General features: G+C 61.3%; 11 protein-coding genes. 7 read left to right on the top strand and 4 right to left on the bottom strand.

Translation table 11 applies throughout. The annotated features are described in order from the left end of the window. The first annotated feature begins 24 nt into the window (after positions 1-24). From ACZ5YV_RS13705 to ACZ5YV_RS13720, 4 genes are all read left to right on the top strand, one after another. Positions 25-972, top strand: coding sequence for an acetaldehyde dehydrogenase (acetylating) (locus ACZ5YV_RS13705; protein WP_464789326.1), 948 nt, complete (start codon positions 25-27; stop codon positions 970-972). Continuing rightward, positions 969-2027, top strand: a complete 1059-nt coding sequence (gene dmpG, locus ACZ5YV_RS13710; RefSeq protein ID WP_464789325.1) for a 4-hydroxy-2-oxovalerate aldolase — start codon at positions 969-971, stop codon at positions 2025-2027. Before ACZ5YV_RS13705 ends, dmpG begins: the two co-directional genes overlap by 4 nt. A gap of 62 nt (positions 2028-2089) precedes the next feature. Beyond that, entirely contained in the window at positions 2090-2902 is an 813-nt protein-coding gene (locus tag ACZ5YV_RS13715) for a sugar phosphate isomerase/epimerase family protein (RefSeq protein WP_464789636.1), read from the top strand. 252 nt (positions 2903-3154) lie between these two features. Continuing rightward, positions 3155-3625, top strand: coding sequence for an Lrp/AsnC family transcriptional regulator (locus ACZ5YV_RS13720; RefSeq protein ID WP_196227476.1), 471 nt, complete (start codon positions 3155-3157; stop codon positions 3623-3625). A gap of 3 nt (positions 3626-3628) precedes the next feature. Here the strand turns inward: ACZ5YV_RS13720 and ACZ5YV_RS13725 are convergent, their stop codons facing one another. The 3 genes from ACZ5YV_RS13725 to ACZ5YV_RS13735 all read right to left on the bottom strand — a co-directional run bounded on the left by ACZ5YV_RS13725 (position 3629) and on the right by ACZ5YV_RS13735 (position 6596). After that, positions 3629-4846: a dicarboxylate/amino acid:cation symporter gene (locus tag ACZ5YV_RS13725; RefSeq protein ID WP_464789914.1), complete on the bottom strand. Its 1218-nt coding sequence runs from the start codon at positions 4844-4846 to the stop codon at positions 3629-3631. Between the two features lie 5 nt (positions 4847-4851). Further along, positions 4852-5865 (bottom strand): methyltransferase, encoded by a 1014-nt coding sequence (locus ACZ5YV_RS13730; protein ID WP_464789637.1) that lies wholly within the window; start codon positions 5863-5865, stop codon positions 4852-4854. A 92-nt stretch (positions 5866-5957) separates the two neighbouring features. Beyond that, entirely contained in the window at positions 5958-6596 is a 639-nt protein-coding gene (locus ACZ5YV_RS13735) for a TetR/AcrR family transcriptional regulator (protein WP_464789638.1), read from the bottom strand. Between the two features lie 121 nt (positions 6597-6717). On the opposite strand from ACZ5YV_RS13735, the gene ACZ5YV_RS13740 reads away from it, so the two are divergent. From ACZ5YV_RS13740 to ACZ5YV_RS13750, 3 genes are read left to right on the top strand one after another with little or no spacing between them, the layout of a single operon-like run. Beyond that, positions 6718-8700: a flavin-containing monooxygenase gene (locus tag ACZ5YV_RS13740; RefSeq protein ID WP_464789639.1), complete on the top strand. Its 1983-nt coding sequence runs from the start codon at positions 6718-6720 to the stop codon at positions 8698-8700. Positions 8701-8753: 53 nt separating this feature from the next. Then, entirely contained in the window at positions 8754-9824 is a 1071-nt protein-coding gene (locus tag ACZ5YV_RS13745) for a hypothetical protein (protein ID WP_464789640.1), read from the top strand. A 22-nt stretch (positions 9825-9846) separates the two neighbouring features. Continuing rightward, a complete protein-coding gene (locus ACZ5YV_RS13750; protein WP_464789641.1) occupies positions 9847-10320 on the top strand; it encodes a VOC family protein in 474 nt (157 codons plus the stop codon). 415 nt (positions 10321-10735) lie between these two features. Here the strand turns inward: ACZ5YV_RS13750 and ACZ5YV_RS13755 are convergent, their stop codons facing one another. Beyond that, positions 10736-11740: an NAD(P)H-dependent flavin oxidoreductase gene (locus ACZ5YV_RS13755; protein ID WP_464789642.1), complete on the bottom strand. Its 1005-nt coding sequence runs from the start codon at positions 11738-11740 to the stop codon at positions 10736-10738. Between the last annotated feature and the right edge of the window lie 75 nt (positions 11741-11815).

Consider the following 11815-nt stretch of genomic DNA (forward strand, 5'->3'; position numbering starts at 1 on the left):
TGCGAGCCCTGTGAGGAGTAAGTAATGACGGGCAAGGTCAAGGCGGCGATCATCGGGTCGGGCAATATCGGCACCGACCTCATGATCAAGATGATCAAATATCCCCAGAATATGGAACTGGTGGCGGTGGTCGGCATCGACGAGGCCTCCGAAGGCCTCGCCATGGCGCGCGAGCGTGGCGTCGCCACCACCCATGAGGGTTTAGAAGGCCTCATGAAGATGGACGTCTACCCCGAGATCGGCATCGTGTTCGACGCGACCTCGGCTTACGCCCACAAGGTTCATGACGCAGCGCTGCGCGCCGACGGCAAGCAGGTGGTCGACCTCACCCCCGCCGCGATCGGCCCCTACACCATCCCCACCGTCAATGGTGAGGCCAATCTCGATGCGGGCAATGTCAACATGGTGACCTGCGGCGGCCAGGCGACGATCCCGATGGTCGCCGCCGTCAGCCAGGTCGCGACCGTCCATTATGCCGAGATCGTGGCCTCGGTCTCCTCGCGTTCGGCAGGTCCCGGCACCCGCGCCAACATCGACGAGTTCACCCGCACCACCGCAGGCGCGATCGAAAAGGTCGGCGGCGCGGCGCAGGGCAAGGCGATCATCATCCTCAATCCCGCCGAACCGCCGATGATCATGCGCGACACGGTGTTCACCCTGTCCGAAGGCGCGGACGAAGAAACCATCCGCGGCTCGGTCGAAGCGATGGTCAAGAAGGTCCAGGCCTATGTGCCGGGCTATCGCTTGAAGCAGGAGGTGCAGTTCGAGCGCTTTGGCGACAATAACAAGCTCACCATCCCGGGCCGCGGCGAGTTCACCGGCATCAAGACGATGATCCTGCTCGAGGTCGAAGGGGCGGGCGATTATCTGCCGAGCTATTCGGGCAATCTCGACATCATGACCGCCGCTGCCAAGGCGACCGGCGAGCTGCTCGCGCAGCGTATCGCACAAGGAAAGAAGGTGGCAGCATGAGCGCCGAGATCAAAGCTCCGTTCAACGTGGAAGCGGGCGACAAGCTCTACATCCAGGACGTGACGCTGCGCGATGGCATGCACGCCATCCGACACATGTATGGCATCGACCATGTGAAGGCGATCGCCAAGGCATTGGATGACGCAGGGGTCGACGCGATCGAGGTCGCCCATGGCGACGGCCTCAATGGCGCAAGCTTCAACTATGGCTTTGGCGCGCATACCGATTGGGAATGGCTCGAGGCGGTTGCCTCGGTGCTGACCAGGTCGGTTCTCACCACGCTCATCCTGCCGGGCGTCGGCACGGTCGAGGAACTGCGCCGCGCCTATGATATCGGCGTGCGCTCGGTCCGCGTCGCGACCCATTGCACCGAGGCGGATGTCTCCAAGCAGCATATCGGCATTGCCCGCGATCTTGGCATGGACGTCTCGGGGTTCCTGATGATGAGCCACATGATCGATGCGGAGAAGCTCGCGAGCCAAGCGCTGCTCATGGAAAGCTATGGCGCGCAGTGCGTCTATGTGACCGACAGCGGCGGCGCGCTCGACATGGACGGGGTCAAGGCCCGTCTGGAAGCCTATGATCGCGTGCTCAAGCCCGAAACCCAGCGCGGCATCCACGCCCACCACAATCTCAGCCTTGGCGTCGCCAACTCGATCGTCGCGGCCCAGTGCGGCGCGGTGCGCATCGACGCATCGCTCACCGGCATGGGCGCGGGCGCGGGCAATGCGCCGCTGGAGGTGTTCATCGCCGCCGCCGACCGCAAGGGCTGGAACCATGGTTGCGACGTCAACGCGCTGATGGACGCAGCCGAGGATCTGGTTCGCCCCTTGCAGGACCGCCCGGTCCGGGTCGACCGCGAAACCCTCGCGCTTGGCTATGCCGGGGTCTATTCCTCGTTCCTGCGTCATGCCGAAAAGGCCGCCGAAACCTACGGCCTCGACACCCGTACCATCCTCGTGGAACTCGGCCGTCGCAAGATGGTCGGCGGGCAGGAAGACATGATCGTCGATGTCGCCCTCGACATGGTCAAGGCGCGCGAAGCCGCAGCCTGATCAGCCGCCGGGCGCGGCTTGTTCGCGCCCGGCGTCGCTCACACGCAACAGGAGGAGAGGATATGGCCGACAAGCGCCTGTCGCTCGACCATATCACCGTCACCGACACCACCCCCTGGCAGCTTGCGCAAATCGCCGCAGAGGTGGGATGCCAGGGCATCTGCCCGTTCCTCCATGCGATGGAGGTGCTGCCCGCCATGCCCGCCTATGATCTGGTGCGCGATCCCCAGGCGCTGCGCCAGACCCGTGATGCGCTCGCCGCCACCGGGGTCACGGTCGACCTTGTCTACCCCTTCACCATGGCAGGACGTACCAACCCGCAGGACTTTATCCCCGCGCTCGAAACCGCCGCCGCGCTCGGCGCGCCCCTCGCCAATGTGCTCTGCTATGATCGCGATCCCAATCGCCGCACCGAGAAGCTCGTCGAACTGGCCGAGCTTGCTTCAGGGTTCGATATCGCCCTTGCAATCGAATTTTATCCGCCCTCGCAGGTCCAAACCTTAAGCGCCGCCCTCGAGGAAATCACCCGCTCCGGCCGATCCGACATCAAGGTCACAGCCGACCTCCTCCACATCATGCGCGGACCCGAACCCGAAACCAGCTTCGCCCTCCTTGCCCATCCCGCCATCGCCATCGCCCAGATAGCCGACGGCCCATCAACCATCGATCCAGACCAGATCGAACGCGAAGCCGGTATCCAGCGCCAACTCCCCGGACAAGGCACGTTCAACATCCCGGCGTTCCTCCACGCCCTCAACCCCGCAACACCCCTCAGCGTCGAAATACCCCAGCAATACGCCATCGACCAAGGCTTCAACGCCCATCAACGGGCACAGTGGGCCGTGGATGCGGCACGGAGCGTCCTGGGATCGTGACGGCATTTTCAGGATTATGCCGGAGAATTTTTTACATAGCGAAATTGCGCAATTGTTACGCATCGGGTCGCTGAGCGATGATCTCCGCCGTAATATTCGGCGAGGTTTACATTGTAGCGTTGCATCCTCGCGAAAAGCATTAAGGCGTATGCCGTCGGCTTAACACGCCTCATGTGGCACTCTCCATTTCCACACGCTATACCTCCGCGGATCGATGGGAGTCATGGCGGCATGCAGATAAGGAATGGGCGGATGACAGCGCCGCCCTCATTGGACGCGCTGGACAATAATATCATCGAAATCCTGCGGACTAATGGGCGAGCGACCAACCAGGACATTGCGCAGCAGCTATCGGTGACTGCCGCGACCGTTTCGGCACGGTTGCAGAAGATGGAAGATGCGCGCGCCATGCGCGTGGTCGCCGTGACCGACTTCGCCGCCAGGGGATATAATGTCATCCTGGCTGTGGGCGTCAGGGTGCAGGGGCGCGGCATTCAGGATGTGGGCCGCGATCTGGCAAAATTCCCCGAAGTGCTGAGCGTCAACGCCATGAACGGCGGGTACGACCTGGAACTGATGGTGGCGCTGCACGATTTTTCCGAGGTCCAGCAATTCCTCTACGATCATATTTCCGGCATCGAAGGTGTTGCCCATATCGATTCCGGTATCGCGGTGGATATCGTGAAATATGAATTCAATGTGGTGCCCTTGGGGCCGACCTGATTTTCACGGGGTCTGCTCTGGGGATAGCGACGGCTTTGGCCTGATGGCGCAGGCGGCGGCGACGTCGTTGGTGACGTTGCCCACCGTGCGAAACAGGTCCGGGATCGCCTCGATCGCGAGGAGCAACGGCAGCGCTGTGACGGGGATGCCCGCCGCGATGCAGATGGGGGCGATCGTCGCGAAAAAGGATATTTGGGCCGGAAGACCTACCGCGCCGAGGCTGATGGGAACGGCGACGAGCGCTATCAGCGCGAGGGTCGTGGCTCCAGGAACGATGCCGTGTACATGCCCGAGATAAATAGCGACGGCGACGTTTGCGGCGACGCTGGCCGCGCGGAACAGCGAAACCGCCATCGGCAGCACGATGGCAGCCGTTTCTTCGGGAACATCCAGCTTGCGGGCTGCATCTACCATCACCGGCAAGGTCGCGAGCGATGATTGGGTGCCCAGCGCTACCGCCTGGGCGGCCAAGGCCGATCGCCCGAAACGCAATGGGGAGCGACCGCCTGCAAAAGCGGCCCAGATATAGGCGAGTAGCGTGGAGGCAAGGCAGCAGGCTATGACAACCGCCACATATTGGGCAAAGGCGCCGACCACGCCGACGCCCAGCTTTGCGCCCGCGCCGAATGCCAAGGCGGCTACGCCGACAGGTGCGACCGCCAGCACCCAACCCACGATGACTAGCATGGTCTCGACCAGTCCGTACAACAGTCTAAGCAGCGTATCCGCCAGATCCGTGCTGATGCGGGAGATGGCGAAGCCGAAGAATATCGCGAATGTGACGAGCGGCACCATAGCTGTTTCGGCGGCGGCCTTTAGGGGATTTGCAGGAATGATTCCGCGAAACCATTCGCTTTGTGAAAGAGCGGGAGGGGAGGCGCTTCCGGCCTCCGCCAATCCTTCAGTGACGGGCCATAGCCGCAACAGCCCTTCTGCCAATAATGCCGCTGTTACAGAGGCGGCGGCCAGCATCAGGGCGAAGAGGATGAGGGCGCGGGTCGCAATGCTGCCAGCAGCGGCATTGCGGGAGGCGGAGGCGATGCCGGTGACGAGCAGGCCGAAGATCAGCGGGACCACTGTCATGGTTAGGGCATCGAGCCACAGACTGCCGATCGGCAGCATGATTTTACCGACCAACTCCTGCGCCCGCCCGCTGGTGGCGATGCCTGCAATCAGGCCAATGAGAAGACCGGCAAGGAGGTGCAACGGCCGACCCTTCACCGCGATCAAGCTGCGCTGTCCTTTTGTTCGATGATCGCGGCTATGAGCGCGATGCGGTCGACACCGGAATAGACCTGATTTTCCAATTCTTCGCCAAACACATCCGGGTCGATTTCGGTGTAGCTTAGCGCGCAGTTCCGCGCCGCCGCAAGACCGCCCAAGCGGTCCTTCAGCGTGTCGCGGCCATCGACGATCGCGCTACCAGTATAAAGAATGAAACGTCCGTCTGCTGTCAGCCGGGGAAGGGCCTGCTTTGCCATCATCAGCGATACTTCAGCACCGTGCATGCCCCCGCCGTCACGATAGGCGCGGCCTGCGGTGTCCATGATATAAGGGGGGTTCGCGAGCAGGAGGTCGAACGTCCCATGTGTCGCGGACAGATCACCGGTCTGGCGGAAGCGGGCCGATATACCGGCGGCCTGCGCGTTGATACGGGCGAGATAAAGCGCGAGGGGATTGATGTCGGTCATCAAAATATCGGCAGCAGGGCAAAGATGACCGGCCACGATCCCGCCTACTCCGGCGCCCGTGCCGATATCGACAAGCCGCGCGCCCTTCTTTTGCGGGCGTCGAGATAATTCATCGCCGATCAATCGCGCGAAACGATAGCTGTCAGGCCCGAAGAATACCGCTTCCTGACAATCAGTCGGATAAGCGGAGTGAAGGAGCAGGTCGTTCCCAAGCGATGACACGCGGAAGCGGCTTTTCAGACCGTCGTCATATCTTTCCAGTGCGTTGGCCTTTGTCAGTATGCGAGCAAGTTCCGGGTCCAGCAGCTTCGGATCGAACGGTAGCGACCAGCCGAAAATATCCCGTAGGTCATGGGCGGGCCGACGCGACGCTCGTTCAACAACCCGTCCATGCGTGGCGGGCGTGGGGGTGACAAAACTATATCCACGGTTCTTCAGGACGTGTAGCAGATCAAGCAGAGCGGCGGCCCGGCCGTCGCCAGCCGTGATGTCCCCGTCCATGCCATCTTCTTCCGATGGCTCGAACGCCGCCGGTGCCCCCAACTCCATGTGCTCCATGCACGCTTCTCCCATCATGAGGGCAAAACGCGGAGAGTGGCGTGTCGGGTCCCGTTATCGCATTTCTCTGAGGGGTGGGAAGGTCAGCTGTCCATTTTGCCCAGGTTTGAACGGATGCCGTTCAGGAACAGTCCCGTGACCAACCGTGCATGCGCGGCCATTTCGCTGAGCGTAAGCGGAGGCTCGCCGAACAATAAGCGGCGTTGCCATTCGCCAAAGGCCATGGCGACGAATTGCATGGCGAAGCTGCGGCTTTCTGCGGCGGAGGCGCCTTCTTTCTTCAACATCGCCGCAACCGGACTGACCTGATACCGTTCAAACTGGTGACGAGCGATCTTTCGCAGTTCGTCGAACTCTCCGCCTTCCCGGTAGATAAGCCGGGAAATCCGCATGCTGCGGGTCGAGGAAAGCTGGCGCTGCATTTCCGTCGCGTAGGTGACAAGGCGCGTGTGCAGGTCACCCTTTAGATCGGGGACGTCCGGCTGAAGCTGTGCGCCCGAATATTCAAGGCAGGCGGCAAAAAGCGCCAGCTTGTCGGGAAAATGATTGTAGAGGGTGCGGCTCGACACCTGCGCCTTTTCCGCGATGTCGCGCAAGGAAGCCGCGTGAAAGCCTGCACGGGCAAATTCCTCCACCGCGATGAGAATCAGGTTCATACGCTTCTGTTCGGCCGCCTCCGCCGTCGGGCGGCCCGCTCGCCTCTTGGTGCTCGTTTCATTCATCTTTTGCCTCGTCGCGCAGCGGAAGAGCAATGGCAAGCAGAGTCGTCATTGACCAATTACACACTAATGTGTAATTCATTCTCATCGAGTCCGAAAGCGGGCACATATGAGGAGAAACGGGATGCACGAACGGGTGCTGGACATGAATGCCAGGGTCGATGCCGCGATCGATGCGCTGGACCCCACCATGGCGCTGATGGCGTTGATCCAGCTGACCGGCAATCGGACGCTGCTGAACCACTATTGGGATGCGATCGACGGTCGGCAGGAAGAGCTGGTCGAGACGTTCGTCGACATCCATGCGCATGAAGAACGGCCTGCCATCGATCCGGCCGTGGTCGCCGAGATCCGTGATCGCCTGCGCGTGGCGGTGAAGGCCGGGAAGCCTGCGGTCATGCCACAGCTGGACCGGCCGATGTTCAAGCGGATGAGCCGTTTGCTGCTGGGTCAGGACCTTCCCGAAATGTCGGTGGATGTTGCCTTCCAGCATGCCGGGTTCACCACCGACACGCGCATTCGCAAGGCGGCCGATGTCCCGCCCGCCGATTTCAAGGTTCTGGTTGTGGGCGCGGGCATGATGGGCATCAACGCCGCCATCAAGCTGCAGCAGGCCGGTTTTGACTTCACCGTGCTGGAGGCGATGGACACGGTCGGTGGTAACTGGCTGACCAACACCTATCCGGGCGCGGCGGTCGATACGCCGAGCCGCGTCTATTCCTTCTCCTTCGAGCCCAATGCTTCCTGGACGCAATTCTACCCGCGTGGCCCGGAATTTCTGTCCTATCTCGATCGCGTCACCGACAAATATGGTCTTCGCGACCGGATCCGGTTCGGCACCTGGGTCGAGGGTGCGGAATGGGACGAGAAGCGCAAGATCTGGACGGTGAAGGCGATCCGGAACGGCAAGCCGGAAAGCCATGAGTGCAACGTCCTCATCATGGCGGTGGGACCCAACAACAATCCCAATTATCCCAAGGTGAAGAATCTCGACAGCTTCAAGGGGCCGGTCATTCATTCGGCCGCCTGGGACCATTCGGTCGATCTGACGGGCAAGAAGGTCGTACTGGTCGGCACGGGCTGTTCAGGCGTGCAGGTGGCGACGGCCATTGCCGACAAGGTCGGCGAACTGGTGATCGTCCAGCGCCAGCCGGAACATATCATCCCCAATCCGCAGGCGCATGCGCCGGTGGCCGAAATCGAGCGCTGGGCGATGGAATATGTGCCCTTCGTCGCGCAGTGGAAGCGTCTGCAGGGCTTGCACAGCCAGATGCGCGACATGCACGGCATGATCATGAAGGATGAGGATTATGCCGCGAAGACGGGCGGCTTTGGCCCGATCAACGACGGCATGCGCATGATGTGCGAAGGCTATCTGAAGAGCCATTTCCCGGACGATCCGGAGATGGTGAAGTTGTTGACACCCAACTTCCCGGTGTTCGCGAAACGGCCGATCCTGGATTGCGGTTTTTACGACACGCTCAAGAAGCCCAATGTGTCGATCGTGCGCGGCGAACTGGCCGAGGCCGAGCAGGACGCGGTGATCCTGGCCGATGGCACGCGGATCGAATGCGACGTGCTGCTGCTGTCGACCGGCTATAATCTGCATTTCGGGCGGCAGTTCGACATTCGCGGCGCCGGCGGCGAAACTTTGACGGACGCGTTCGACCCGCATCCCTTCTCCTATGAAGGCATGCTGATCACCGGCTTCCCCAACTTCGTCTTCATGGGCGCGCCCTACAGCTATCTGGTCGCCAACCATGCCGTGGTGAGCGAGCAGCAGGTCCATTATATCGTCGAACTGCTGCAATGGATGGTGGACGATCATCTGTCGTCCTTCGATGTGTCGCCAGAGGCAACGCAGGCGTTCATCGACGATGTCGATGCGAACCTGGCCAAGACCGCCTGGGTCCAGTGCGGCAGTGCCCATGGCTATTATCGCGACAAGGGCGCCGACGGGCAGAAGAAGGTCATCCTCGCCATCCCGCGCCACAACTCGCGCATCTGGCATGTCCTGCGATCGCCCCGCGAAGAAGACTTCAACGTCACCCGCGCCGACGATGCCGCCAAGACCGCAACGCGCGAAATGGACATGCTGACCATCTGATCCGCTTTCGTAAACAGGAAACGGATGAAAACCGAATAATATTGGGAGACTAGATGATGCTTCGTGATCTCGCTGAACAGTTCCGCCCTGTCGCACCTCCGCAGTTGATCGATAAAGCTTATACGGACGATCAGCACGCACGTTTGTTGAGTGTTGCTCGTAACAATGGTCCTTGGCCGTTGATGCTGGCGGAAAACTTCAAGACGCCAGAGGAGGTTATCGCCACGACCTCAGGCGCAGGCAAGCAATTGCCGGAAGGGGTCAAGCTGACCTGGGACATGATCGGCATCTATCCCGGATTTCGAGGATATTTGGCGCGTGGGGGGACCTGCTTCTACCCAGAGATCGAGGATTGCTATTACAACTCCCGCTTTCTCGAGCTGGTGCGTAATTATTACGACTGCCAATATGCAGAACCCGAGACCTTCCTCTTCAATATCCAGGGGCCAACCCCCCTCGGCGGGCCGCCCCATCTGGATGGCACGGTCTTCCGTGGTTTGACGATGGAAAACACGCCGCTCTGGCTGCTGCTGACCATGGCGAAGTCCTGCCTGTTCAATCGCTGGCGCTCGAAGAAGGGCCAGGTGATCGCTTGGTATTATAAGGGCAAGATCGGCGGCGGCTTCAACTGCTGGCCTGATGGGCCGAGCGGTGAGGCCATGCAGATCAACGCCCCCATGTGGGGCCGAGCGGTGGTCGTCGAAAACGAGATGACGTTCCACCACGGACAGGCTGCGGGTCCGGTCGCCATGCGCAGGCCGCAAGGGCTCGACATCAGTTCGACCTTTGGCCCTGATGCGCAGGATCCGACCGGCTGGCAGATCGAAACTTTTGGCAAGGTCACTCAGAAGGTGCCGGAAGAGGAAATGCGCTTCCTGGTCCATTGGGGCGCTCGTCTGTTCAAGGACATTGACGATTTCAAGCTGACCTACGATCACCGCGACGACATCACCCATGAGCAGGCGATCAACATGCTGATCGAGGACATGAAGAAGCGTGGTGTCCAGTTCGAAGTGCCGACCGATCCCATGAACGACAATGCGTTCGTCGGTCTTCTGGCCAAGGTCTATGATATTGGCGGTCCCACGAACATCCCGCCCGATGCCTTGGACGAAGCTGCCTGAGGGCGACTGCGCCCACCGCTTCATGCAGTTCGGCGAACAGTCGATCGCTGTGCGAGAATGTCAAAATAGGAGACAAAACGTGGCGATACCTTTTGCCAAGAACGGCAACACCGATTTCATGTTCACCAAACTCCAGGTCAAGGACCTGGACAAGGCGGTGTCCTTCTATTCCTCGGCCATCGGTCTGGTCGAGATGAGCCGCGTTGAAGCGGAAATCAATGGACGGAAGGTCAGCGAAGTCGTGTTTATGCCGACTTACGAGGGTGGGCCGCTGTTCATTCTTGCTCAGTTCCACGACACCCAGACGCCTGCCGCAAACGAGTTGATACTAGGCTTGGCAACGAAGGATGTTGCCGACTTGATCGCCCGGGTGGAAAAAGCCGGTGGACGTGTTCTGGAGCCAGCGCGGGAAGTTCCCGGCATGGGCGGCATGCAGGTTGCCTTTGTTGCCGATCCGGAGGGTCACATGCTTCAGCTGAGCCAGAACGGCGGTTGATTTTGCTGGGAACAGGCTCGCGAGGAGCGATAGCGCTTTTCGCGAGCCATGTGCCGGTCTGAGCAGTCGCAGCGCCGTTGGCTGAAAGCCAGGACCGGGGCCTGGAGTCTCGGCCGCATCGCCCTGTTCGACGATAGCATGGCGCAAGTTAACCCCATCTACGGTGACACGGTTCGATCAAGCCCAGCCAACCATCTTCCAGAACCTGATCCAAAGCGATGCCCCCGGCAGGAGCCCAGATAAAGGTGCCCGGTATGGGGACAACTCCATCGCCTTTTAGCTTCCGGGCCGCTGCGACAACTCAGGCAGTCGGCTTCGTAGACGGCGACATCTTCAGGGGTAACCGCACAATAGCGGACTCGCAGACTTCGCTAGGTCAAAGATATAATAGGCGCAGAATATTGCACAAATGGCGCTATCTTATAGGCGGGTCAATGATCACCCTGCCTGCCTCCCCGGTTAGCGCCACGGCGCGGCCCAGCGCCTCGCGGCATTCGCGCACGATGCGCTCGATCAGTTCGGCGCAAGTCGGAATGTCGTCCATCAAACCGATCCCAAGCCCTGCCCAGACCAGACCGCCATCCACTTCGCCACTCTCCAGCGCCGCGCGCCCTCGCGCACCGGCGACCAGCGGCCGGATATCCTCGAACGTCGCACCGGGCTCCCGTTCCTTGACGTTCACCTCCTCGGCGACGGCATTGCGGAACACGCGCGCCGTGTTGCGCAGCTGGCGGAAGATCAGCGTCGTGTCGCGCTCCGTCCCCTGCATCACCGCCTGCTTGATCGCCTCATGGATAGGCGCTTCCTTCGTCAGCATGAACCGGGTGCCCATCGTCACGCCTTCAGCGCCTAATGCGAGCGCCGCCGCCATGCTGCGCCCGGTCGCCATGCCCCCTGCCGCCAGGATCGGAATCTCCAGCGCGCGCGCCGCAGCCGGGATCAGCACCATGCCCGGAATATCATCCTCGCCCGGATGACCCGCCGCTTCGAACCCGTCGATCGACACGGCATCGACGCCCGCCCGTTGTGCGGACAGCGCATGGCGGACGGCAGTGCATTTGTGCACGATCTTGACGCCCGCCTGCTTGAAGCGGGCAATGAACTCGGCGGGACTACGCCCGGCCGTTTCGACCACGCCAACGCCCGATCCGGCGATGACTTCCGCATAGGCCTCGTAGGGAACAGGCTGTGCGGTCGGCAAAATGGTCAGGTTCACGCCGAACGGCTTGTCGGTCATGGTCCGGCACCGCTCGATCTCGGCGGCCAGCGCTTCGGGCGTCGGCTGCGTCAGCGCCGTCAGTATGCCCAGACCGCCGGCATTGGACACCGCCGACGCAAGCTCGGCGCGGCCCACCCACTGCATGCCACCCTGGATAATGGGATAGCGCGTGCCAGTAAGCTCGGTAATCCGGGTCTTCATTCCACCATTCCCCTTTGATCAGGCCGCTTCCGCCTCGCCCTTACCCTGTGTCCCCAGCCGCTAAAGCTTAGATGA

It is taken from the genome of Sphingobium sp. TomTYG46, assembly GCF_055396345.1.